General features: G+C 33.1%; 25 protein-coding genes. 4 read left to right on the forward strand and 21 right to left on the reverse strand.

Annotated elements, in window-relative coordinates:
• Positions 1–86 precede the first annotated feature (86 nt).
• Positions 87–284 (reverse strand): hypothetical protein, encoded by a 198-nt coding sequence (locus DFR63_RS04465; RefSeq protein WP_115884581.1) that lies wholly within the window; start codon positions 282–284, stop codon positions 87–89.
• A gap of 80 nt (positions 285–364) precedes the next feature.
• Here DFR63_RS04465 and DFR63_RS04470 point away from each other — a divergent pair, with 80 nt between their 5' ends.
• Complete coding sequence (locus DFR63_RS04470; protein ID WP_115884583.1) at positions 365–970, forward strand: pyridoxamine 5'-phosphate oxidase family protein; 606 nt, start codon at positions 365–367, stop codon at positions 968–970.
• Between the two features lie 3 nt (positions 971–973).
• On the opposite strand, the gene DFR63_RS04475 is transcribed toward DFR63_RS04470, so the two are convergent.
• From DFR63_RS04475 to DFR63_RS04500, 6 genes are all read right to left on the reverse strand, one after another.
• The gene (locus DFR63_RS04475; protein ID WP_115884586.1) at positions 974–1681 is read right to left on the reverse strand and encodes a tyrosine-protein phosphatase; all 708 of its coding nucleotides are present in this window, start codon (positions 1679–1681) and stop codon (positions 974–976) included.
• A 256-nt stretch (positions 1682–1937) separates the two neighbouring features.
• A complete protein-coding gene (locus tag DFR63_RS04480; protein WP_115884589.1) occupies positions 1938–3545 on the reverse strand; it encodes an amidohydrolase in 1608 nt (535 codons plus the stop codon).
• Positions 3546–4976, reverse strand: a complete 1431-nt coding sequence (locus tag DFR63_RS04485) for a sodium:solute symporter family protein (RefSeq protein WP_115884592.1) — start codon at positions 4974–4976, stop codon at positions 3546–3548.
• A gap of 30 nt (positions 4977–5006) precedes the next feature.
• Entirely contained in the window at positions 5007–5135 is a 129-nt protein-coding gene (locus tag DFR63_RS04490) for an LPXTG cell wall anchor domain-containing protein (RefSeq protein ID WP_115884594.1), read from the reverse strand.
• Between the two features lie 141 nt (positions 5136–5276).
• On the reverse strand, positions 5277–5543 hold the full coding sequence (locus DFR63_RS04495; RefSeq protein ID WP_115884597.1) for a zinc-ribbon domain-containing protein: 267 nt from the start codon (positions 5541–5543) through the stop codon (positions 5277–5279).
• Between the two features lie 106 nt (positions 5544–5649).
• On the reverse strand, positions 5650–5913 hold the full coding sequence (locus DFR63_RS04500) for a zinc-ribbon domain-containing protein (RefSeq protein ID WP_115884599.1): 264 nt from the start codon (positions 5911–5913) through the stop codon (positions 5650–5652).
• Between the two features lie 137 nt (positions 5914–6050).
• On the opposite strand from DFR63_RS04500, the gene DFR63_RS04505 reads away from it, so the two are divergent.
• Positions 6051–7163, forward strand: a complete 1113-nt coding sequence (locus tag DFR63_RS04505; RefSeq protein ID WP_115884602.1) for a glycosyltransferase family 4 protein — start codon at positions 6051–6053, stop codon at positions 7161–7163.
• A 29-nt stretch (positions 7164–7192) separates the two neighbouring features.
• On the opposite strand, the gene DFR63_RS04510 is transcribed toward DFR63_RS04505, so the two are convergent.
• The 6 genes from DFR63_RS04510 to DFR63_RS04535 all read right to left on the reverse strand — a co-directional run bounded on the left by DFR63_RS04510 (position 7193) and on the right by DFR63_RS04535 (position 11696).
• Positions 7193–7861 (reverse strand): hypothetical protein, encoded by a 669-nt coding sequence (locus DFR63_RS04510; protein WP_115884604.1) that lies wholly within the window; start codon positions 7859–7861, stop codon positions 7193–7195.
• Between the two features lie 78 nt (positions 7862–7939).
• Entirely contained in the window at positions 7940–8461 is a 522-nt protein-coding gene (locus tag DFR63_RS04515; RefSeq protein WP_115884607.1) for a YdcF family protein, read from the reverse strand.
• Between the two features lie 121 nt (positions 8462–8582).
• Entirely contained in the window at positions 8583–8921 is a 339-nt protein-coding gene (locus DFR63_RS04520) for a hypothetical protein (RefSeq protein WP_162842276.1), read from the reverse strand.
• A gap of 103 nt (positions 8922–9024) precedes the next feature.
• A complete protein-coding gene (locus DFR63_RS04525) occupies positions 9025–9594 on the reverse strand; it encodes a YdcF family protein (RefSeq protein ID WP_115884612.1) in 570 nt (189 codons plus the stop codon).
• Positions 9595–9614: 20 nt separating this feature from the next.
• On the reverse strand, positions 9615–9992 hold the full coding sequence (locus DFR63_RS04530; RefSeq protein ID WP_115884615.1) for a hypothetical protein: 378 nt from the start codon (positions 9990–9992) through the stop codon (positions 9615–9617).
• Between the two features lie 153 nt (positions 9993–10145).
• Positions 10146–11696: a heparinase II/III domain-containing protein gene (locus DFR63_RS04535; RefSeq protein WP_115884618.1), complete on the reverse strand. Its 1551-nt coding sequence runs from the start codon at positions 11694–11696 to the stop codon at positions 10146–10148.
• Positions 11697–11917: 221 nt separating this feature from the next.
• Here DFR63_RS04535 and DFR63_RS04540 point away from each other — a divergent pair, with 221 nt between their 5' ends.
• On the forward strand, positions 11918–13096 hold the full coding sequence (locus DFR63_RS04540) for a hypothetical protein (RefSeq protein ID WP_115884621.1): 1179 nt from the start codon (positions 11918–11920) through the stop codon (positions 13094–13096).
• Positions 13097–13167: 71 nt separating this feature from the next.
• Here DFR63_RS04540 and DFR63_RS04545 read toward each other — a convergent pair whose 3' ends face one another.
• From DFR63_RS04545 to DFR63_RS04555, 3 genes are read right to left on the reverse strand one after another with little or no spacing between them, the layout of a single operon-like run.
• Entirely contained in the window at positions 13168–14361 is a 1194-nt protein-coding gene (locus tag DFR63_RS04545; RefSeq protein WP_115884623.1) for an ATP-grasp domain-containing protein, read from the reverse strand.
• 26 nt (positions 14362–14387) lie between these two features.
• On the reverse strand, positions 14388–15446 hold the full coding sequence (locus DFR63_RS04550; protein ID WP_162842277.1) for an ATP-grasp domain-containing protein: 1059 nt from the start codon (positions 15444–15446) through the stop codon (positions 14388–14390).
• A gap of 45 nt (positions 15447–15491) precedes the next feature.
• Positions 15492–17078 (reverse strand): heparinase II/III domain-containing protein, encoded by a 1587-nt coding sequence (locus tag DFR63_RS04555; protein WP_115884629.1) that lies wholly within the window; start codon positions 17076–17078, stop codon positions 15492–15494.
• Positions 17079–17805: 727 nt separating this feature from the next.
• Between DFR63_RS04555 and DFR63_RS04560 the strand changes: the two genes are divergently transcribed.
• On the forward strand, positions 17806–18297 hold the full coding sequence (locus DFR63_RS04560) for a GNAT family N-acetyltransferase (RefSeq protein ID WP_115884632.1): 492 nt from the start codon (positions 17806–17808) through the stop codon (positions 18295–18297).
• A gap of 136 nt (positions 18298–18433) precedes the next feature.
• Here the strand turns inward: DFR63_RS04560 and DFR63_RS04565 are convergent, their stop codons facing one another.
• From DFR63_RS04565 to DFR63_RS04585, 5 genes are read right to left on the reverse strand one after another with little or no spacing between them, the layout of a single operon-like run.
• The gene (locus DFR63_RS04565; RefSeq protein ID WP_115884635.1) at positions 18434–19582 is read right to left on the reverse strand and encodes a hypothetical protein; all 1149 of its coding nucleotides are present in this window, start codon (positions 19580–19582) and stop codon (positions 18434–18436) included.
• Positions 19583–19639: 57 nt separating this feature from the next.
• Entirely contained in the window at positions 19640–22177 is a 2538-nt protein-coding gene (locus tag DFR63_RS04570) for a glycosyltransferase (RefSeq protein ID WP_115884638.1), read from the reverse strand.
• A gap of 5 nt (positions 22178–22182) precedes the next feature.
• Positions 22183–22716: a hypothetical protein gene (locus DFR63_RS04575; RefSeq protein ID WP_115884641.1), complete on the reverse strand. Its 534-nt coding sequence runs from the start codon at positions 22714–22716 to the stop codon at positions 22183–22185.
• Between the two features lie 28 nt (positions 22717–22744).
• Positions 22745–24223 (reverse strand): hypothetical protein, encoded by a 1479-nt coding sequence (locus tag DFR63_RS04580; protein WP_115884644.1) that lies wholly within the window; start codon positions 24221–24223, stop codon positions 22745–22747.
• A gap of 21 nt (positions 24224–24244) precedes the next feature.
• On the reverse strand, positions 24245–26068 hold the full coding sequence (locus DFR63_RS04585) for a hypothetical protein (protein ID WP_115884647.1): 1824 nt from the start codon (positions 26066–26068) through the stop codon (positions 24245–24247).
• Position 26069: the final 1 nt, after the last annotated feature.

The raw sequence follows: 26069 nt of genomic DNA on the forward strand, positions 1-26069 counted from the left end.
ACACTCGGGAATCCGTCTTTCATCTACTTCAACACAATAAAGGCCTGGGAATCTTAGAATCAAGATTCCCAGGCCTTTTTACTTTTTTATATACTCCGCACTTCAAGAGAAGTTACCAGACTTAAATTAACATAAACTTCTCCCCCGCTTCGATTCGGAAGTTTCACAAACTGATTATCTTCAAAAGTACCGTCGATTAAGCCGAGCAATTCATTTACCGCTTCTGTCTTGTTCACTTCCATCGTCGATCCGCCGATATAATGAATCGTAATAATCTGTTTCATTTCCTTCACCTCTTTGTAAACTATACCCGTATTTTATAACTTTAAAAATGTTAAAATTGAGCATATTAAGGAGTGATATTATGTCACAGGGTGAACGTAATTTACAGGAAATGCACGGTACAAAACGCCGTGCAGATGCTTTTTACAACAATCAGATGATCGACTATTTAAATACGGAAATGCAGGAGTTTGTGAAAGCCCAGCAGTTTTTATTCATGTCGACAAGCGACGCCGGCGGCAACTGTGATTCGACCTTTAAAGCTGGTGAACCGGGTTTCGTTTATATTATAGACGATAAACGTCTCATGTACCCGGAATACCGCGGTAACGGTGTCATGGCATCGCTTGGAAATATTACTGAGAATCCGCATATCGGCCTTTTGTTTATCGATTTCTTTGAAGATCAGATCGGTCTGCACGTTAACGGTGCTGCTGAAATTATTGAAAACGATGAACTACATACAATTATTCCGGATGATGACACCCAGAGTGCTCTTTTTGCACAGCACGAAAACCGGACAGAACGCTGGGTCGTCACCACAGTCCATGAAGCTTACATCCACTGTTCGAAACATATCCCTAAGCTCGTCGATACGAAAAATCTAACTGACTGGGGAACCGATGATACTCAGAAAAAAGGCGGGGACTATTTTAAAGTGAAACAAAGTAAAAAGCAGCATGAATAATGATTATTGATTATACAGTACACCAGCTGCCGTCTGTTTCATCTTTTCAACATAGGACTTACCGAGTTCGTTTTCGATAATTTCAAATGCCTCTTTAGACATAAACGGTCTGTATTCTGCATGGTGAGCATCGCTTGCCACAATTTGAATCAGGCCTTTTTGTATCAGCTCCAGTGAGTTCTCCTGCAGGTCGCTGCCGAATTCTCCGCATACGGAAGCTGCAGTCACCTGGGCCAGCGCCCCCTCTTTGATTAAGCGCGCTAAAATTTGTTCATTTTTAACAAGCGGACGGCAGCGTTCGGGATGGGCAATAATTGGAGTAAGGCCGAGTTCCCGGAGTGCCGTGAAGACTTCATCTACATCTTCGCGCAATTCTGTAAAAGAAAACTCGATAAGAATATATTTGCTGCCGGCCAGTGTCAAAGCTTCTCCCGTTCGGAGCTCGTCAATCAAATCATCGTTGATTCGGATTTCCTGGCCCGGGTGCACTTTAACGGGCAGCTGGTGTTTATCGATAATATTTTTTACTTCAGAAAGTTTTTCTTTTACAACATCTGCAGGTGTATTATACGTACCGCTGTGATGATGCGGCGTACAGATAATATCTGTAATGCTTTCGTCCACTGCCTGTTTGAGTAAATCCAGAGTTTCTTCTTCAGACTTCGGACCATCGTCTACGTTGATTAATAAGTGATTATGAATATCTATCATTAAATCTCTCCATTCACTGTAGTCACCTATATTATACCGCGGATTAGTGCTTAAATAAAAATATCCGTTTTTCTTAACAGACCTCTTACAAATCTATATCATTCTTTAACAGGATTTGATTTTCACTTAATTATTCAACACATCTCTGCAGATCCTTCTTTAGGCTTTTTCCTGACTGAAACAGAAGGTGCTGTGAATAAGAACTAAATAAGATGACCCCAGCACAATACCGGGGTCATTTACTCACTCTATTAAATTACCTCTTAAACACAACTTCTCCATTAACAATTGTCATCTGAATCAGTTCATCCGACAGTTCAGTTTTTTCTTCAAACGGATTTTCATTGAGGACAGTAAAGTCTGCATACTTGCCGGCTTCCACTGTTCCTTCAACATCATCTGTGCCATTTAATTTGGCCGCATCGCTTGTCATTTTACGGTAAGCTGCGACACGGTCGAGCTTCATGTCTTCCCCGAGAACATCGCCGCCTCGCGTTTTACGCTCACAAGCAATGCGGATAGACTCGAGCGGTGAGATATCCGTTACCGGACAGTCCGAATGTATGGTGCTTACCATCCCGAGTTCATCTGCCCATTTTACAGGTTCCATCCGCTTCACCCGGTCAGGTCCTAAAAATTTAGATTTATGTACATCACCGAAATAGTAGATGTGATTCATAAAGAATGAGCCGCCGATGTCATTTTCCACCATGAGTTTTATATCATCTTTATTGACAATTTGCAGATGTTCCACTCTGTGTTTGATATCAGTCTGTTTATAATCAGCTGTATTGATATACGCCTTAATTACCGCCTCCCCTGCTCTGTCCCCGTTTGCATGGGTAATCAGCGGGAATTCTAGCTTCTGGAAATGCGTAAACAGTTCCTCCAGTTCCCTGCTTGTAAACTGCGTGTCGTCAGACGGTGTGCCATCGTAATAGTCTCCTCTGATGCTCGCTGTATGAAGCTGAATCGAACCATCGTTAAAGAATTTTGCTCCGCCGAGGGTTGCAAACCCTCCGCTTAAAGTCTCAAATTTCTCTTTTAAAGTCCGGCCGGTTTCTTCTTTAAAAATTTCCTCTTCCAGCAGCAGCTTATAATCAATGGCATATCTTGTTCTGAAATTTTGCGGCTGTTCCAAATACTCAAGGACAGCATAATAATCATCCATTCCGTTTAAAAGTCCGATGCACATTTCTGTTGCGCTCGTGATGCCGCGGCTCTGGTAATCATAAACTCCGCCGGCAATATCTTCCGCCAAGTCATCCGCTTCAATTTTCGGCAGCACAGCTTTTGCTTTATCAAGAGCAGGAAACTCAAACAGCACGCCATTAATTTTACCTTCCGCATCCCTTTCAAAACGGCCGCCTTTTGGATCCGGATCATCGAGATTGACACCCATAATTTCCAGTGCTTTCGTATTCACCGCTCCCATATGGGCTGAACTGTGCTGAACGTAGATTGGAATTTCTTTAGACACTTTATCCAGATCAAAACGGTTTGGATGACGCTGCTCTTTTAATTCAAATTCGTTGTAGCCGTATCCTCTCAGCCAGCCGTCTCTAAGCAAAGTTTCCTGTTGCTCAGTAAACTTCCTGACCATCTCCTCTATACTCGAAACACTTTCCGGAGAGCAGTTCAGCTGCCTGCGGAAGTTGCTGTACATGACGAGATGACTGTGCGTATCGATAAAACCCGGTGACAGAAACTGGCCGTTTAAATCCAGTGCTGTATCATCAATAATTAACTCGTCCTGCTCAGTTACTTCAATAATTTTTCCATTATCTATTAAAACTGTAGACAAGGCAGCCGTGCCCCTTTCAACATCGAGCACCCTGGCATTGATTATTTTTTCGACTCTCATTTAAAGATCCCCTTTTTTATAATCACTTAATCTGTAACGTATTGCGGCTTTCGGTATTTCGCTCTTGTCGTGCTTAGTCACGAGACTGACACCGACGACCAGTAAAAAGGACAGAACGTATCCGACGAGTGCCTGATCAAACGGCAATCCGAGATATGGATATATAAATATAACAGCCAGCGAAACAAGCATACTGGTGAGCACCCCTTTTTTAGTAACACGCGGCCAAAACATAATCGCAAGGAACGGGAAAACCAAGAGCACACCGTTAACCATAAGGGCCCAGCGGTAGGCATCATTAATATTGGTAATAAAGAAAGCTGCTCCAAGACCGAGCAGTGTAATTAAAATAACAGTCAGCCGCGAAACAAGCAGAAGATTTTTATTATCTGCTTTTGGATTAATCAGCACTTGATACATATCTCTAGTTAAGTTGCTCGCACCTTGTAAGTTAAATGATGTGGCACCGGTCATCAATGCAGCAAGCAGTGCAACGAAGATGATTCCCGCAACAGGCGTCGGCAGCAGTTCATTAGTAACAAAAGCGAAGACCAGATCCTGATTCATCGTTAAATCAACAAACTGACGGGCAGACACTCCGATTAAAAACGGCAGGAAGGAAATCACCATAACAATGACATGTCCTGTAATACCTGCCCGAAGGGCTGTCTTTTCATCTTTAGCCGCAAAAATTCTCTGCCAGGTCGACTGCCAGACTAAATAGAAAGGGCCGACCGATAAGGCATATAGCAAGGTTTCAGACATGCCTTCCGGACTGATTGGACTCAGAAACTCCCAGCTTGTATTTGCAAATAAATCAGAAATTCCGCCGACATGCATCACTGTAACGATAGCAAGCACAATGAGACCGACTAAAATTAAAACCGATTGTACAGCATCAGTCAGTATCGTTGCCGGCAGTCCGCCGAGAATAGAAAAGGCAAGTATTAGAGTAGTCCCGACAATCATGCCGGTTGACTGATCCCAGCCCAGTGTAATATTAAATACCGTTGACATCCCGATCAGCTGCAAGGCAAGCGTCGGCACCGAGTAGATAAAAGCAGACAGGATGGACGGCAGAATGCCGGCACGTCCGCCAAAACGGGCAGTAAATAAATCAGCGAGCGTAAATAGTTTCTGTCTTCTTAAAGGTTTAGCAAAGACAATAACTAAAATCAAACTGAATATGTAAGCGACCAGCGCAAATTTCACATAGCCTGACAAACCGACTGTAAAGCCGAGACCGACCCAGCCGATAAATACAGCTGCACCTGCATTCGTACTTACAATCGTTCCTGTAATTTTCCAAAAACCTGTACCCCAGGAAGAAATCATATAATCTTCATATGTTTTAATTTTGTAGAAGTAATACCAGGCGATGCCGATCATCGCTCCAAAATATATTATAAAATACGCTAAATACCAGTACATAATTTCCCCCATCATTTAATAGATTGTTAGTTATTTCTTTTGTTTAAAGAATATAAAAAGACTTAAACCCAGCAGCAAAACGCCTGCAAGAACCATTATCCAGTTGATGCTCGGGGCTGGTGCATTGTTCAGCATAAGCAGGTTTAAACTTTCAATCATCTCACTTTCTCCTTCCCATCGTATTTATAGATGTGCTTCATTATATATAACTGACTAAAAAATTCAAATAACTCCAGATAAAAATATCTGAAGCATATGTTTCTTCAGCACACGCTCCAGAGTTTGATAGTACTTAATTTTCTATTCAGTCGACTTGCCGAACTTTCTGCGTTCCGCTTCAAGTTCTAAGTCCTCCACCTCGTCATCCAGATATGTTTCATCAGGAAGGTTTTCTATCGGTTCATTGTACGACACAGGACCGTCGAGAATCTCTTCTTCCACTGCCACGTTCTCTATCCTGTCTTCGACATCTTCAGCTTGTTCTCCGCCGTAAGTATACGCTCCGCAATTCGGACAGATAGCGGTCTCTTCGGTGAGTTTCGCACCGCAATTTTGACATGCATCCATAATGTAAACCTCTTTTCAGTTTATGTTCTTAGACAAATACCCTTATCAAAGATATCTAGTCATTTCAGCATCAAAAAAACTTCCCGGCAGCACCGGGAAGCAAGCTTTAGTCTTCATCCGCACGGCCGAAATCACTGCGCTCTTTTTTCTGCTGTTTATTTAACTCGTCTTCAGGATAATTCTCTTCCGGCATATCTTCCATCTTATTATCTTTGCCGGGACCGTTTAAGAACTCCTCTTCAGGTGCTCTTTCCTGAATCAGACCGTTAGCATCTGTGAAATTCTCATCATCGCGGATGAACTCTCCGCAATTTGGACAAACTCTTGTCCCTTCCAGTACTTCTTCACCGCAATTTTGACATGTTACCATAGGAATCACTCACTTTCAGTAAAGTATTTTCTAATAGATAAATACCCAATTAAAAATTAAATACTCATGCATGGATTGCTTTATATATACCCTTATTTATAGTTTAATTAAAATAAGACGAAATCTGGAGGGTAAAAATGAATCTCTTATTTATCGTTCACTTCCATGCGCCGATGGGTGGCCTGCACGAGAATGTATATTCCAGTGCGCTCTATATGAAAAAACAGGGCTGTGAAGTTTACGTCTTGCTTAAACCGGGACCATTAGAAGAGAGACTGCGAGCACAAGGCATCCATACTATCCTCGCAGAATTCGGAGCTGGTGTTACCGCAGTTAAAACATGTATCGAACAACTGGAAAATATGAATGTAAAGTTCGATTTAATCCACTTCCATCCAGGACTGTCGAAATATCCGGCTCTTAAATATGGCTGGGAAAATGATATTCCGCTTGTCGAGACTTATCATGGGATGTGGCATGATGATTTAAATAAGCATGCCGGGAAGCTCGATGCGATTGTTACTGTATCAGAAGGAATTAAATTAAATCTGCAGAGCCGTTTAAAGAGGCTGCATGACCGCTATTATGTAATACCAAACGGCTACGACAGCAGCTTGTTTACCGAACCTGTCTATCACGATAAAAATAAGAAAGAACTGAACGTCGGCTTTGTGACCCGGCTCGATGATGATAAGCAGTTTATAATGGATATTCTGCTGCTTGCGGTGAATCATCTTAAAAAAAAGCAAGATATAAAAATCAATATCCATATGATTGGGGACGGCACACAAAAAGAAGAGTTTATGAGGTTGTCTGAAGAGATGTTATCAGACACTGGACACTCAATAATATTTAAAGGATGGCTGACGGACAAAAATCTGAGAGATGCCTATCTCGAATGTGATCTGATTATTGCTCCGGGACGTTCTGCCATAGAAGGTATGGCTTCCGGCAAACCGGTTATTGCGGCGGGCAGTAAAAATTATATAGGACTGATTAAACACGATAACTGGCAGTTTGGTATATATAACAATTTTGGGGGTACAGGTTTTAAATTCGCAGTCTATGAGCTTGGCAGTGTGGAAAGAGATCTCGATTACTTAATCGACAACAGGGAAAGAATAAGACCGCTCGGTGAATTCTCTTACAAAATTGCCAGTCAATTTTTCGATGCGGATAAGTTAAATCAGAAATTACTTAATCTGTATGAGATACTAGTTCTCGGGAAACAGGTTGAAGTAAATAAATAAAAGCCGAAGCGGATGCTTCGGCTTTTGGCTTACACCAGCTGATCTTTAAACATATCATCGTAAAATGACAGTGTGAATACCGAGTAGAATGATACCAGCGGTGACTGAATTAAATTGTTTTTCCATGCTGTTTCAAAGGCATTATCGATGTTGTAGTCCAATACCGTCGTATAGAATACATCATCGTAAATCTTGCTGAGCACATGGTTGTTGCTAGCCTGCAACTGTGTGATGACAACTTTAAGTGTCTCGTTCATATCGCCTGTGTTCTGCTCGACAAGACGCAGCAGCGGTTCGAGTTCTTTCGTCAGCTGAATCAGCTGAGCGCGGATTTCCTGGTTCTTGTCTTCAAGTTCCTTAGGAAAATCTAAAGGATAAAAGTCCTGATCCGTTTTTTCCAGAGTAAATCTTTCAAGCACTTCAAATTCTGAAGGATACTGCACTTTCTTATCTTCGCTCAGGACGCCATGAGTACTTTGCATAAGCGATAACCTGATTAAATCGATTCTGACGAAAGCGCGGCAGAGTTTCACTACAGATAAGTGATTGAAACCTTCTTCTTTGAATTGAGCTAAAATATCATCCAGATTTTTGGACTGTGCTTCAATCATCTCCGGCAGACGGGTCATTCTGTATGTAAAGTTTCTATAGTCTGTCTGGTTCAATAATTCTTCTTTAGTTTCTTTATAGCTTTTCATGTAATCCCCTATTCTTTATGTCATTATTAACAGTTTAACATACAGAGGGTTAAAATTTGATGCTCCTGCTGATTTTTATTACTGATATCTTAACCGGGATACTCTTCTGTATCTGCTCTTATTATAAAGCAGTTTATCTTTAGTAAAAAACTTGTAATTCCGCAGCAGATACAATACTAACTTCACCGCTTCAGAAGAATATTCGAGCAGTGTTGTTTGATGATTTACCCCTATAAATTTTAAGTTCCTGCTTCCGTTAAACACCTTATTAAAAATCATTCTGGTGCGGAAAATATGGTATTGACTCGTAACGATGATAACGTGACTGTAATGTAATCTGGATAGTATCTGCTGAATTTCTACTGCGTTGTTGTAGGTGGTCGTTGAGAAGTATTCTGTGAGGATATGACGCTCGTCTATATAGTCGTAGCTGGAGTTTAAAAGGTCTTTCGTCCCGCGGAGTTCGTTATCATCATTAAATGACGTAATCAGGATATGCGCCTTGCCGTAATCAAATTTCTGATAAAGATCTGCGACTGCTTTAAAGCGGCGGTAATCACCGTCAAGGTAGACAATTAGTGTTTTATTTTCATAAGACATAACAGTACTCACCTCATCTGTATTGTTACCTGCAGTGTAACAGGCCAGTATTTAGATACAGCTTTAGATGAGTAAAATTAATGTAAATAAAAACCGTGAGATATCCTCTCACGGCTTTCTGTTATTCTGCAGTTTTTAAATTAATAGAATCTTCATTATACTGATTGAAACTTACCATAATACGATCGGCTTCTTCTACAGTATCCAGTGTCATCGGCGGCTCTCCGCTGTATTGAATCGTTTCAATGAAATCTTCCCCGTTAAAATAAGATACGTAGCTTGAACGGTTAATCTCATAAGTATTGGATGGATCGTATTCAATAAAATCAGTAGTCATCATTTCTTCATTTTCAACAGCTTCGCCATTGTAGCCCATCCAGCTGCCTTCAGTGAGCGATCCCATATCCATCAGATTATCATCTGAACCGCCGCTGCACGCTGATAAAAGCATAATTCCCACGAGTAAACTCATAAAAGACAATTTGGTTTCATTGATGGTCCCCTTTTCTGTTTAAAGTAAGTAACAGTTAAATAATAGCATAATATTGCTGGCTGTCTCACTGTTAACCAAAGAGATTATATAAGCCGAAGCGGTAGCCCCATATTTTTACAAACTCGCTAATCCAGTGGGAAAAAGTGTCTTCTCTGTCGAGTCCTTTTTTACCTTCAAGATTTGAAGCGGAAATATAGTTAAAGGTCTTGTCATTATCATTGAGCCGTTCGAACGCTAGTTTTGCCCGTTTAAGATGGTAATCACTAGTGACAATCATTGCAGAGTCGAAATGATTATCGTCCATAATTTCTAGAGTTCTTTCTGCGTTTGAATATGTGCTGGTAGATTCCGTATCAACGATCACATCGTCCTCTTCTACACCGTAATGGCGAACAATAGATGTAAGCTCTTCAGCATTATATCTGTCCCCTGCCGGGGTAATCAGCACCTTTCCGGCATAGCCTGACTGGTATAAATCAGCAGCCTTCTCTACACGGCCCTGATCTCCGCCGCCGAGAATCACAATCACATCGCTGTCTTCAGGTGTATCAGACTCTCCAGGTATAAAGCTTTCTATTAAAATTGCTATAAATGTAAGAGCAAGAATAACAAGTAAAGGAATTGCAATTTTAATATTCATTGTTGCCTCCGCATTTGATATTATTCAATTTCAACGAGCTGCATGCCGTTTCTATTGCTTTTATTAAAGCTGAGTATTACACCATCAGCCTCTTCCACTGCACTAATAATCTCAGGTGTATCTTCATAGAGCTCTGTTTTGATAAACTCTTCACCATTGAAATAAGATACATAAGTGTCACTGCTTACCTCATAATCTTTTTCTGGATTATACGGAATGAACTGCGACTGTATCATTGCCTTATTATTTTCTGAAGTACCTTTGTAGTTAACCCAGCGATCTTCTATAATATTTACTTTATTAATTAAATTATCATTTGAATTATTTTCTCCATTGCATGCACTCAGTAATATAATCAATGCTATAAAAATAGAAAATTTAACTTGCTTAGAGTGCATATATATTCCTCCTCAAAACTATTTCGCCTTAGAAATAACACTATCTTAAGTATAGGTTATGTAATTGAGCAGTATTTTTTATAAATAATAGCATAATCTAAGTTATCAATAAATTATGCTATTTTATATGTTAGTATTTTGAAAAAAATATAATTAAAAAGAGATTTTATAAATTTTGTTGTTGTTATTTATTACTAAATTTTTCTCATCAAAGTTAAGAATTTTTATTTCATTTTTCTCTTTAGAAAGAGTAGTTAGGAAAAATCCTTTTTTAGTTTTTTGTCTATAGAGTATTCTCTGATTAGATTCAAAAGTGTTAAATCTATTTGAAATTTTACAAGGTGTTATCTCTGAGTCATTTAAAATAATACTGGTATATTTACCATAATGCGATTGAAGTATATAATTTTCAATACCTTCAACTAAAAACTGTCCTCTTGAGAGCATTTTAGCTTTAACACCTAATCCTAAATTAAAATTTACTGCAATTGTATTCTGGTTTTGAGAATCAAATTTATCAAATATAATCAATGTATCATCGTCTAATATAACTACATATCGTATTAAACTGGTATCAGCATAACCATTATTAACTCCCTTCACAATTTTATAATCCTCTCCAATAAAGTAATCATCTATGTATATTCTTTCTTGATCTTTCTCCAGATTGGAAAGTAAATAGTTTTTTCGATATAAAGATAAGCTATTGTGAGCTAATGGGGATATCATATGTTGTCTTATTTTATCTTTTTTAACATAATTATATTTACCAGAATCGTTTAACAAAATCTGTTTATCAACATAGAAAATAAAACTCAAATCATCATAATGTTTATGACCTTTACTTCCGTAACCAGATATAAAAGTAAGTTGAGATTTTCTATTTTCATTTTGAAAAACTACTCGACCGGCTTCTTTATCTATAAAATCATCATAGATTTTAATGCCTTTGAAAGTACCATCACTACTATCACCATTTATAGGATATCGTAAATTTGGCATGGCTATGATTCCTTCTAAATTCGAAGCACTATTTAGCTTTTCTAAATATTTTTCGCCTAAGGTATGTTGTACTATATTTAAGTTTTCTTCAATAGAAAATAACCATCTAATAGTTAATCGATGATAATCAGGAGAGTTCTCTAAATGTAAATACTGCGAACTAAAATCTCTATCTATTGCCTCTTGGGATCTGTTTACTACTTTATTAATAATATCCTTTTCAAGAAATTTCAATTGATTAGGTATGTATTTTAAAGTTCTTGATAGAGCAGTATCCATCATGATACCGTGATTATTCTTTTTATAATTTTTTTCGTCTAATAAGAAAATAATATGTTTTTCAATAATATCGATTATATTTCCGGGTATAACATTAGGGTATTGATATTGAGAAAAAAGTAAAATATTATTTACACGTGCAGATACAGGTTGTTCATGCATGATAAATTTACTTTGATGTTTAGAAGCAATCCATCTGCTTAATAACTTCTCACCTTCAATTAAATACTCTTTATTTTTAGTTCTGATATACTCTTTTGTTAAATAACTTAAAAAAGATAAAGAATGTACGTAAATTTGATATGTTTTATTATTTAAATTATTATTCCAAAAATCAACGTCTTTTTTTACATATCCAATTGATGTATGTACAAAAACATCTCCAGCCAATAATTCTTTTGAATACTTTGTAAAATTCTCCATGTTATTTTCACCTCACACTCGTTATTTTACTATAAAAATTATAGATATCTACTTTATAATACATAATTATATTTTTATCTGTTTCATTAAGTTATCTGTTCTTGGATAGATGTTTTTTCTTCATGTTAAACTATTTAATGAAAGTGAAAAATTTTAAACACAATATTTATTAAATTAAGACTATGTTATTATTATATTATCTATTGAAGGAGTGATACTAATTGGATGTAAATGATTTAAATTATTTGTTGGATCAATTTAAAGATGTTTCAAAAAATAAATATAAAAGTGTAAATGTGGGCTCTAATAGTAGTTATATTACATATTTGAAACGCAGTGGTTTTAATCATAGTATTGAAACTATTAATGCATCAAAAAAACTTATAAGTATTTTAACAAAAGAGGGTAAGCTTATTGATGCATTTCATTATCCACTTTACCCTAATGGAACTGAATTTGCTTTAAATCTTACAAGAGATAAATTCAGAGCTGAAAACCATCTACATAAATGTGGTTTAAACACAACAAAATCACGTGTTTATTCCTATGATGAAGTTGAAAAAGCTAAATCTGAATATTTTATAGATGATATAAATGAAAGAGTAGTCATTAAACCTCTAAAATCAAGCTTAGGCAGAGGAGTTTTCGTTAATGTATCCAAAGAAAGATTTAATGAAAACTGGAAATTAAGTAAAGAAGATTTAACTGTCACTGAACTCCGCCATGGTAATGATTTAAGATTTATAGTGCAGAACTTTCTGAAAGGCTTTGAGGTTAGAGCAACTATCCTTCAAGGAACACTGGTGGCGTTAATCGCAAGAATACCTCCTTATGTTGAAGGCAATGGTCGTAATACTATACAAGAATTAATTGTTATTAAAAATAGAACACGAAAATCATGTGGTTACTTAAAGAAATATCCAATTAATATTACCAGTAAGATTAAAGAATTTCTCAAATCAAATAATTTAAGTTTAGACTATATTCCTAAAAAAAATGAACGTGTATTATTAAGTTCTGTTTCCAATATTGCTGGAGGTGGTGAATTAATTAATATTACTGATAAAGTATCAGATAATATCAAAGAATTTGCTCTTGATGTTCTTGCTTCAATTCCAGGCTTGTATTCGGGAGGTTTAGACTTAGTGTTAAGATCTTTTGATGATCCAGAACCTCATGTTATTGAAATAAATACTTTCCCTGTTATTTCATTAACAAAATACCCGACCTACGGCAAACCTTCAAATCCTGCTAAGGTACTCGTAGAATCTGTCATTGCTCAACATCAGATTAATAATAATGAAGATAACCAATATTATATTGAAAATGCAGATGAATATTTAAAAAACTTTATTGATTTTTCTAAAAGACAACTAAAATTCATAGACATAGCAAAATAAAAATCTCCCCTTCATTCTTTCACTTTCTATAGTGTGCTCAAATAATGAAGGGGAGATCTTTTAATATTCTATTATAATTTTTCTAGATTATTTAAAATTTGCTGTTTATGTATTTCATTTTTCATTTGTTGGAATATCATTAAATTACGTACATAATCATTATGATTTTCTATATCATAAATTTGTTTTGGTGAATTTTTAAATTGATCTACCGCATAAAAAGATTTTAAGAAGTACTCTTGAGGGGCATACTGTTTTCCATATGTCGGATAGAGTGTAGACTGCAGCATAGGCCACGCATTTATTTCAATCACTCTCGGTTCCTTATCTTCAAATGTTTTCATTATTAAATCTACGCCCCCAGAATACAACCCAGGAATTGCTGCTATTGATTTTACTGCTGAACTTTTAATTTCATCGCAGACATCATCTGTAATATCAACCATTTCTCCACCATTACTAATATTAGATAGAGAAGATAACAATACAAATTCACCTTTGTTAGGTATACTTTTAAAGTTTAAATCATTATAGTTTAAGAATTTCTCTTTTTTTTCATCTAATACTATAGGCCTCTTTCTTAAATGGGCACATTTTTGTCGCTTTCTATTCTTAATTTGAACTAAATTTTTTATAGAGTTTTTTCCATTGCCGACAACATAGGCAGGTATTCGTGCAACTATTGAAATCAGTTTACCTTCAATAACTACTGCTCTGGCTTCAAATCCTTCAATATAATCTTGAACCATTAAGTTCACTTCTCGGTTACTCGTTCCCTTTATTATATTTACTGTATCATTCCAAAAATAATCAAAATCATTTTCATTAATCCTTACATTAACTCCGAGACCGCCAGACATATTTATTGGTTTTATAACAGCTAATCGATCACTTTTAGATGAGTAAAATTCTTCTTTTGCCTTACTCAAATCATTCTCATTATATACAGTAGAATTAGTAGTATATATACCAGATAATCTCAATAATTTTTCTGCTGCTATTTTATCTTTAACTAACTTCATAGATTCTCGAGAGTTATTAGGATATTTCATATCTTTTAATTCTCCAATAATTGTACCGTCTATTCTTTTTAAAGTAACAGCTTTTTGATTTCCACGGCCTAATCCTTCTTCATAATTAAAACCTAATCTTTTAGTTATATTTACATATTGCCGCATTGTATTTAGCGTTGGTATTCTCTTGTATACATTCTTCTTATTATTAGAAATGTTTGAGAAAATATATTTTACATCACTACTAAGCATGTATTTCACACCCTTATATTAATAAATTATTTATTTAATTTATTTTTAAAATCTTTAAGTAATAGATCAATTAAATCATTTACAGGAGTTTTCGGTTCTCCTTTAAGTGGATAATGGTGCATGCGCAGGTTAGCTCCTGGATTTACTTCTAACACACTTGCACTGCTATCATTAAAAGACTCAAACATAATATCCACACCGGCGGTACTAATTCCAGGAATAACTTTAATAGTATCTTCAGCCAATTTTTTTAGCGAGTCACCGACTAAATGACTAATTTCATAGCTATCTCCACCTAAAGAGATATTAGATGAATTATGAAGGAAAACAATTTCGTCTTTTTCGAGAATACTATTCAGGGTTTTTCCCAGTTGTTCAAGATTATGTTTGACAACATCTGATATTTTAATAGGAAGTCTTTTTAAATGCGGATTCATCATTCTGGCAGTATTTTTCTTATTAATAAGTTCATTAACTGTATGTAAACCGTCTCCTACAATATTTGCTGGAACTCTTAGAATAGCTGAATTAAATTTGTTTTCAACAACCAGCATTCTCGTTTCAACACCACTCAATATAGGTTGTAATAATACTTTAAATATCTTTGTTGTTTCATCATATTCTTTTTTGGCATTATTCCATGCAAATTCAAAGTTTGATTCATCAACATCTAAAGTAATACCTCTTCCACCATACATATTTAACGGTTTGAGTACGAGTGGTCTTTGGCTTTTTTTAGCTATTTCCAAGCCTTTATCGTAATCTTTTTCTTCCAGTAATATTGACTCTGTAGTGCTAATCTCATTAGTAGATAAAAGATTCTCTGTTTTCATCTTGTCTTTACACAGTCTGATACCTTTTTTATCGCTGGTTGATGGAATTTGACCGTTCATACTTCCAAATAATTTATTTTTGTAGTAAAATTTTATTTCCGAACTGCTCATTCTCTCAGATGTACATTCAGGTAACGATTTTATATGATTTTCTGCTAATTTTAAAGTGCCGTTAACTCCGTTATCATATTGATTAATATGAAGGTTAATTAAATGATCAGACATGATTTTTTTGAGAATATCGAAATCCATCTTTAACTCCATTCTGAGTTGATTATTAAAAGTCAGTATATTTTTTTATAAATCTACTCTGATTTCTTTATTATTTTGATTAAATATAATCTGGTTATTATGCAGTTTAATATCTCCTATGTTATCGATATTTTTTTTATTAAAGATAGCTGTAATAAAAGTCGCATTGTCAGTTTGCTGATTAAAAGTAATTCTAGAATTTTCAATATAATTGTTAAATTTTCTTGAAATGTATCCTTTCTCTATACTACTCGTAATCGAAGTATTAAATCTTTCAAAAGTTTTAATTATAAATTCTTCCTGCCCTAAAGATATTTCATATGTCAAATTATCTATTCTACTAATTGTAGCATTTTCATTAATATTAAAATTTTGCTGCACATTCTCGTTATTCTTACTCACCATTCTATCTGCAACAATATAAAGATCATCTTTTGTAAGAATATTATAACGTATTAAATTGACTCCTTCATATAACCTATTAATACCCGAACTGAAGATATAGTCCTTATTTGTACGATATCCTGTTAATTTAAGTTGAGATTGTTCATTAATTGGATCAATCAATTTATATTTTTTCCCCGGAATACCTATTGTATTATGCGCTTGAGGGGATATAATATGTTGCCGAATTGGATCTTTACTTGCGTAACTGTATTTTCCAGAGTCGGATAGTAATTCTTGTCCGCTCATAAATAATGTTATTGATAAATCATCGTAATGTTTATGAGTTTTACTGAAATAACCACTTTTGAAAGTCAGCATAGTACTCTCTTTCGGATTATTCTTGTTAAAATTATTAAATATTCCTATACCTGATTCAGTATCATAAAAATTTTTATAATTCTTTTTGATTTTAGTATCATTTATATGTCCAGTGTCTCCAATAATAGGATATACAAGATTTGGTTGAATCATATAATTTTTGAATTCCTGTGCCAGATTAAGAATAGATTTTTCCTCTTTACCGATAGGTATTCTTAACTCTTTAAGCTTATTTTCAATTTTTTTAAAAATGGAAAGAACCATTCTATGGTACTCTGGGGAATTTTCTAGATGAACACCTCGCCTAGTAAAATCTCTTCTTAAAGCGTAACGAACTCTGTATAAAGCTTTATCTATGTATTTAGTTTTCTTTTCTTTGTCTACGATATAACTTGATGCATTTAATAATGAATAATCCATCATTAATCCATGATTATTAAATTTATAATTACGTTCATTAAATAGAAACTCGCAGTGTTCAATTATCATTTTGTTAAAAGTTTTTTCAGCTATTTTGTATTTCTCCGCCAAATTTTGAAAATCTATAATATAGTTTAATCTTGAAGATACAGGATGTTCTTTCCAAGCATGATTCTTACCTTTAGTGTGATCGGTTTTATTCCAATCTAAAATAATATCTCTTGCGTATTTTTGTAGATTTTCATTACTATCATATTTTGAAATAATAACTAATGCTTCGACGATACTTAAGCTATGTAAATATGTTTGATAGGTATTAGCATTATCAGAATGCTGATAATTCCAGTCTATTCCATTAGTAATATTAATTGGTTCAAAACCTTTTCTAACAATTAATTGATTATTAAAATATGCATCAACTTTCTCACGTTCTTTGCTATACTTCATGCCTTACTCCTCATTAAAATTTTCTTTTATAAAGTATTTTCTATAATTACTTTAATTTTTATAATACCATTTATGTCTCTAGTGTACATATCAAAGGACAACTTCTCTATTTATTTTATAACTTTTTAAATCCCTAATTAAAAATAATAAAATATTCTATTATAGGGAGTATATACTTTTTACAATAGACTCTAAGTAAAATATATTTGATGTATAATTACATCTTTAATCTTAGTTTGCAAAAAGCGAGTTAAGCGCTTTTGGTTTAGATGGTCTTGTCAGTTAATTACGGCCAAAAAATGTATCATCTCTACCATCTTTCTTACCATTGAATTACAAGAAAATGTACCAATTTAGGCAATTTGTTTAATACTTCCGATATAATTAATCTTAACACTATTAGGCGCGACATTTTATATCAGTTGAATGAACAATCTAATTGTTTATTATGAAAAGAACTAACCTAAGCAATGGACTTCAATAAAATCAAGCAGGTATTTAAATACTCAATCGCTTCATAAAAAATCATATACTTTGAAAATTTTTGAATTACCAAACACCATTGGAAATATAGTTACGTATATAATTGTGGGTTGTTTAACCTATTTTAACAAAAAGAACTATATCAAGAAAATTTAAATTAAACTACAATATTCTAAATACTATACAGTATTTAGTATGTTATACTCATCATACATTTTAAATTATATTGATTAAGGAGGATGGCATGGTTAAGCTGAATGTACGTTTATATAATCCCTCAGATTATAATAAAATTATAAATTTCAAAGTATTTAACTATCAAAAAGATTTTACAACATCACCTATTAAGATTATTAGCGAAAACTTAGAAAGTGAAAATTGTTTCCCATTTGTTGTCGAAAATAAAAAAAATGAAATCATTGGATTTTTTTTAATACATAGACATTATCACCATCTAGGTTTCTCTACTCCTTTTGATGCTACTTTCATCAGAGCAGTAAATATAGATTCAAAACATCAGGGTAATGGTTATGGAAGAGCACTATTTAAACAGCTTCCAGAGATATTAAAAAATCATATAAAAGATATCAGTGATTTATATCTAGTTGTAGATGACATTAATAAAGTTGCTTTAAATCTATATGAGAAAACTGGATTCATACATATTGCTACCAAAGAAAATGGTCCGAGTGGTCCTGAAAGATTATACTATTTAGATCTAAATTTATTTACTTAAAAAAGATATTTTAATGTTGTCACATTGATTGAACAATACTATGTTATATCATAGTAATTTAGATATTTTATAAAATTAATCACCTAATATTACTTAAAATACTAGAAATAGAGCCTTATTAAAAAGACTCTATTTCTTATCTCACTTCATACCAATTTGATAAATAATTTTTTATTGTCTCATACTCGTCTAAATCTTCAGTACTATATACCGAGACAGTAGCACCCTCTAACACTTTGAAGAACCGTTCTCTTTGATTCTCAGGTATATTATGGACGTTATCAGGGTGGTATTTAGTAAAAAAGTCAAGGGACATATTTTCTAGCAGGTGCTCAGCATCTCCTGGAATATCAGAAACCATTGTAGAGGCTACCTCATAACCTTTAAATTTCAAAATATATAAGGCTAAATGATCTGCTTGAAATACATCACCCCATTTAAAATGCGGATTTTTCAATGGTTTTACCGGATTAGTTATCTCGATATTACTATTAAATCTTTCGTTTTCAATTTCTAAGTAGAGCTGTTTTCTATATCGCTTTTCACTTCCTTCAGAAGCTAAAGATATCAAAGACTCATTAATATGTTCAGGGAAATAGTGTGCAGCAATCCTTAATGCTCCTATCTCTGTAAGACCTAAAGTATAAGGTATTGACGACATCCCAGCACCTTCAATCAACAAAGGTGTTGATGCATTTTTAATAAATCTCGAATCACTTAAAACTGCTGATAACATGACAGATCCGAAAACATTAAAATCTGAATTCAAGTAGTCCTTATATAAAATAGAGCCAATCACCATAAACAACCAAGAATTTCTTCTGAAATCTGTTTCGATAATGTTTGTTTTTACAATATGACTATTAAATTTCTTTATAATACTCATTTCCCTATTGAAATCTCCACCAAAATCCATTGCTACTAGAGAAGAGTTTCGAGGTAAAAATGCCAATGCAGCTAAACTATCAAATCCACCACTAAAATTCAATGTCTCATTATCAAAAGATTTGTTAATAGTATATTCATTTAAATCTATATGACATTTTAACTTGGCTCCAGTATGTTTTTCTATAGTAGCTTTTGTTCTTAAAGATACTTTTAAATCCATAAAAATTGAATCGTATTTTCTTCCGCATAAACAGGCCAAACTGTATGCAATTAAATCATCTCTAACAATTATTGGATCAGTTAATTCAAATTCGATATAATGTTTGATTTCTCCATATTCATAATCTACATTAATGTATCCAGGCCTTTTTATAACATTTATAAATTTAATTCTCATTTAAACACTCCATTTTTATAGATATATTTAACAATAATTAAATAACATATCTTTGAGTTATTTAAGTATAGATATCTTTACTGTACTTGCCCTTAAGAAAGAAGAATTTTTAAATTCTTTAGAAAACTGCCACTCCATATCTAAGTTTTTATTCGATGGTATGATAACTTCTTCTCCTCGATTATAATTTTCTATATCTTTAATCACAAATTCATTTTCAATTCCTATATGTAAGTTTATAATTTCTTTCTTATCATAATCAGTTTGGATATTGATACGTAAATCTTTCTCACTTAGATTTTTCAAATTGATTCTATAATCCTTCTCAAAGCTTATCGGTGACTCTTTTATTTTGTGACTCCACTGGTTCAATCCTCCAGAGTATTTCAAATCATTATTATACTCTAATTCATACTCTGGTGTTCTGATTGTCGAAAATTTTTCACCGTGCATAATAATAATCTCTTTCTTTCGAAGTAAGTGTTTCGTTAGCTCTTCAACCTGATAAAATTCACAATCATCATAGTAAAATTTAAAAATATTTTCATTTTTTATTTTATCTAGAGGACTATCTTTTTCATTTATCGAAATTATTGTATTTTTAGATCCGATATAATCACTAATTTTAGAAGGTAAATAAGGATTATATGGCTTATTCATATTTGTCTTTGTATCAAATACTATTAAAGCATCAAATCTAGTGCTTAAATTTAAGAACTCTAAATAATCTACTGTATTAAGCAAATTAAGATTTATTTTCTTTAGATTATTTAGTTGGTTTTCATTGATGTGCTGGGGGTTAGTAAATATATAGAATTCATATTCCATCATACTTTGCTCCCTTAAACTTTTAGAAACTTTAATAAATTCATCTACGCTACGATTACTATAAAAATTACCAAAATATGCTATATTTATTTTAGTTTTATCAAGTTTGAGCTGGTTGTTTTTAATGTTGTAATATTTGAAATTCAGAGTTGGATGTTTTGAAATTGTTGCTTTATTCTCAATGAATTTTTTCAATTCATCTGGGAACCGCTGAATCATATATTTCATCTGATTCTCATTTGTAAATACGAGTTCATCAGCTAAAGCGAATGGAATAATTTCCACCAGATTAAATAGATTATCATCAACATATTCTGTGAACTCACCAAGAATTCCATTTTTCAATACATTAATAAAGTTTTTGTTATGAATCGTATGTTTTCTTTCTCTACTTTCAATATCTATAAGCAGAGGATCTGAGAATTCTGCTTTCCAAAATATGTTAGGATCAATCTTTTTAATAAACATCCCAGGTATATGAGATATTGGAAACATTGCTCTAGTATATATTTGTTCATATCTGTCACTATTAAGGAGATACTCACGAAATGCAATATCAATAAAATCTTCTAAAATTCTAAAATCAGCAAAAGAAACTGGTTTATTTACAACTGTGTTTTTCCCTAAATAAGGATTAACTAAATTGAGTACAGTATTATCAATACCTCTTTTACCCTTCATATTGTTAGAGATGACATCTACAATTTTACTTTCATTAATTATTCTTTTAGTCACTACTGATGCACTTGTATCACTATAAGGAGCAAAACAATAAGAAATTACTAAAGTTTTTGCAATGTTACGGTTCAGTAGAAAATATTTAAAATGCTTTAATTTACATTTTTCAATTAACGTAAGTATATGTTGGTGTTCAGGTATATTATTCTTTAAAAAACGATTCATGAACATTATCTGAGCATCATATTTTTGGGTTACTACTCTTTTCAAAGTATTATCATGTATTATATCCAATAACGGATCTAATATTTTCAATATATCTAGTCTTTGAGTAATTAAGAAATCAAAACTGTCGGGTTGACGTGATACAGAGTCCGGTCTGATATTTCTATAATATATGGAATTTTCCTTCTTTGGTATTAAGCATAAAGTTGGTTGATGAGTTATTAAAAGTTCTGTAAATAATACTGTATCTTCTCCGCTTCTAAGTTTATGATTAAAGCTGTTGTACTTTAAGTATTTAGTTGGTATAGCCTTACAAGCCGTAATTGTTAAAATTCTTTTTATATCAAAATAGTTAAGTTTTAGATTATCAAAATTCATTAATAATTCTTCATTAATAATATTTTCTTCAATGATTTCACCATCAATATAATCGTGAATTTGTGATATCGTCAAACAATTATCTTTTAAATAATTATAATTAGACTGTATATATGTATCAGAAACAAAGTCATCTACATCAATAAATATAGTATGGCTGTAGCTTGCATTTTTGATTCCAATATTTCTTGCAGATCCAGCTCCTGAATCATCATTTATCAATATAAGCAGGTTTAAGTCTGAGTATATATTAATATTTTCATATAAGTGATTAATGGTTTCTGAGAAGATACCATTAAAAACTACTATTACTTCATATTTTGCATCAACTATCTTTTGATTCATTAAACTTTCTAAGCATGTGTCTATAAATTCTCTTCCTCCAGATACTGGAATAATTATAGACAACCCTTTTTCAAAAAATTCATCTTTTAAAACTATATCTCTTGATTCATTAAATCTGTTCTGGATTTGCGTAAGGTTCATATTTATCACCTGCTAATTTCTTTTAATAAAGATTCTATTTTGTCTATATGTTCAGAGATTTCCCGTTGTTTTCTGACATGTTTTAAATTATTCACTTCAATTTTTTTCAATATATTATTAGCTTCAGTAATGAGATATATTAACTTATAGTTATATGAATCATTCCAATCTCTTTCTGAGAATTTTTTAATTATTCTGTTATTGTTTTTAATTAATGAACTATTTATCTTAGGCATATAAAATAGCTTTTTTACAATCTTTTTCTCTGTATGTTCTATATTCTTAATTAGAAAGTAGTTATTGAGAAAATCCCAATTATATTCAAAGTAAAATTCTGGATTAATATGAAGTGAAATGTGTTTAGCTTTTAAAATCTTTTCTATATTTTTAATTAGTAAATCCACATCCTCTTCGTCTTGTAACAGCACAGATAATTCAATCTTCTCAAAACTCTCAAAAGAAGGAATATTTCTTATTTGGTTTACTGGTAAAATAATATTAATATTGTCTGTAAAATTCTCAATCTCATTTTCAATCATAATTTCACACCTACTACATTTTTATAAATTAAGTTAACTCCTTAATAGTAATTCTTCCTGCTTTTTGCCATGATGCAGCATCATAATTGCGCTCATAATGCATTTTAATATTTATATCTGTATCGGTTTTTATAAATTTACCATTGAGAAATTCATCAATATTAAACATATCATTATTCAATTCCACTTTTATCCTATGAGCATTCTTAGGATTATTAAAATAAGATTCTACAAGCACCATTCCAGGCTTGTTTTTAGTATATGTTACTTCATAAATAACTTCTTTAGTTATCGTCTGAGATGCTGGGTAAAATGTAATACCTTTTTCAAGAATATTACCATCCAGGTTTTCAGATACGCTTATTCCCTTTTCTTCGGCTTCGCTTAAGAATTCTTGATTAACTACAACTTTTTTAAGCTCTTCAGACATTTTCAAATTTTGTTTCTTCAGCCTAGCATATTTTTGCATTAAGGTTTCACCATTTGCAAAATCATAAAAATCTATAGCCGGATGCAGTATATTAACAACTCTTGTGAGAGGATCAAAATTAGATGCATCACTGAAACGGTAAATACTCTCCTGTATTGCCATCACATTAAATGGATCATAGATTAGCTGCGGCTTTGGTTCATTTCTGTAATTCAGTTTATTAAGCAGATTATACTCAATACCTGAACGTTCATTTAAGAACTCGCTGTCCAAATTATATAAGTTATTAAATTCATCCAATTCATCTTCAGCTAATTCGTTTTTCTTCATATAAAATTTGTAGTCCATTAAATGAGTATTAGCTAAATAGGTGGTTGAAGGTTCCATATCTTCATTTAAAAGACCCATTTTATATTCACGTGCTATCCAGTTTCCAATCTTAAGTGTAGTATCATCATTCTCTCTTAAATTGAGTGTCTGATTCATCAACACTGGACGGAGGATAGATATTATCGCTTTATTCATCTTATTTCTTCTGAAATTCAGCGTTAAATCTTTGTCTAAGAAATATTTATACTGATTACTTACCAAATCAAGAATTGTTCTTTCTATTCGTTCATCAGACAGCTTATTAACAGCCAAATCTATCCGTGAAAGAGTAAAGTTCTGAAGATTTAGGATTGATGCACCGTTTAAAGTTGGTAATTCATTTGTATCATCAACTGTTACCAGTGCTTTTACTGCATCGAAATATACAGGTGTAATACTCACGGCATCTGTAATCATCTTCCATTCGCCACCTTGATTAAACAGGAGTATAAAATGCCCGTTTAAATATTTTATATTCTCCAGAATATTATTCTGATTATTAAGGAGTGTATTTAAGGTAGCCGTAATATCAGTTTCCGGATTTCTCACATCAAAACAGTAACCGTAGCTGATGATTGTACCGTCATTTTTACTAACACTGTTAAAGATATCTTTATGATTATAGCTGATTACTAAATCGTCATTCAATTTATAGTTATAACTGTACTCATCATTTACTTCATGTGATATTTCAAAACTATTTAACATCACAAACCTCCGTTTTGATTATTATATGTGGCTGATTTGAATACGCCCCGCCTGCTGCCAGGATGCTTTGTCAAAAACATTATTGTAATCTATTCTTATCATTAATTCCTGAAAAGGTTCAAGTGTTACCTCATAGCCTTCGTATAAATCTACGATATCAATACTCTTAAACGTTTTATTATCAAGTTTCATTATTTTAACATTAATATACTTTCTTCCGCTTTCTTTATTAAAAAAACTCTTTAGATGCAATTTTTTTGGTTCATGCGTATTATTCTTCGCTTTAAACACATATTGATTTTGCGGACCGACAATCTCTGAATTTGGCTTAATCGTTAATACATTATCTTCATTTCGTTCCAATTGCAGATTGTTCAATTCATACACTTTCAAACCATTAATATATTGGTTGTTTAATCCAATTTTATCATAGTCGACATTAATTGTTTTTTCGTTTACTCCTATAAATAAAAGTGCCGGCCAGTATTGCTTTATCAGCGTTTTATAAAGAACCTTATCTTTACGTTCCTGAATAGAAGGAGATTGCAGAAGATCAATTATTCTCCGGGTATTTACAAAAATGAAATCCAAAAGTTCAGGGTCTGTTTCCTGCGTCACATTACTGTGCCAATTTCCCATGCGGCTTTCCAGATGGAAGATTTCGAAGTAATGCCTGCCCTTACCCACACCTTCGTTATGAAGATTACGTTTATAGTAATTTTTAACTATTTTATTGTAATCGGGAAGTTTAACCGCTTCTTTTGAAACACCATGTATAAAATCTGACATTTCCTCATACGTTTCAGGGTTATGGTTTTTCTTTAAAGGGAAATCCGATTTCCCCATTCCGTATACTGTAGATTTAATATGGAGTGCCTTATTAAATTTTCTTTCGTTGCGGAAATAGTCGATTAAAGAGAATGAGTGAGCAGTCTGCAGATTTTGCAGTGCATTTTCTCTTTCCTCTCCCTGTAAATTATAATCAGCAAGATCCACCATCGTATGGTTCACATTTAAGTTCGTACCAATAGTTTTAGTGACATACATATCAATATCGTAAATTTCCTGTGCCCGTTCACTTAAACGCGCAAGATTCGGATGCAAGTACGTAATATACTCCACTTTTTTACTGAAAGAATTTGTCAATGCCATGGACACACGTGAGTCATATCCTCCAGTTAATGTCAGGATAATTTCTTTGTTTAAATTCTTAAGCCACTTAATCATTTCATCAAAATATATTTCTAATTCTTTAATAACAATATCTATACTCTTAGGCACAAGTTCATTATAAGGATAATATCTTTCAAATTCCCATGTATTTAAATTTAATTTTAAACTGGGATTGAACTTAAAGATTCCTTCATATCTTGTAAAATCGAACGAACCTTTCAGCTCTTCTCTTAACAGTTTAACTTCTATATTATTCTGTTTCAGTACTTCTTCAATCAGAATATCATGGGATGCAATTACTTTCTCATTTTGTAAATAGTTAATCGGCAGCAGGGCACTCGCATCAGTATAAACTGTTACACTGCCTTCTTTATTAACGATAAGCACGTAACGGCCATTAATATAATCCAGTTCTCTTTCAATATCATCAGATACTGATAAAGCATTTAGAATTTCTTTGTCTGTTAAGTCACCATTACGAATATCCAGCATATAACCTAAAGCAGCCAGCTGAGTGTTATTGTCTTCAAATACTGTAATATCCATGTCATTGCTGTAATGTAAATCATACTCACCGATAGTACATTTCAAATTCTTTGTAATTTTGTCCCCCTGCAAGGATTGATGCAGTAATACATATGAATATGATGTTTCAATATTATTAACTAACATG

The sequence above is a fragment of the Jeotgalicoccus halotolerans genome, from assembly GCF_003387165.1.
Taxonomy (GTDB): domain Bacteria; phylum Bacillota; class Bacilli; order Staphylococcales; family Salinicoccaceae; genus Jeotgalicoccus; species Jeotgalicoccus halotolerans.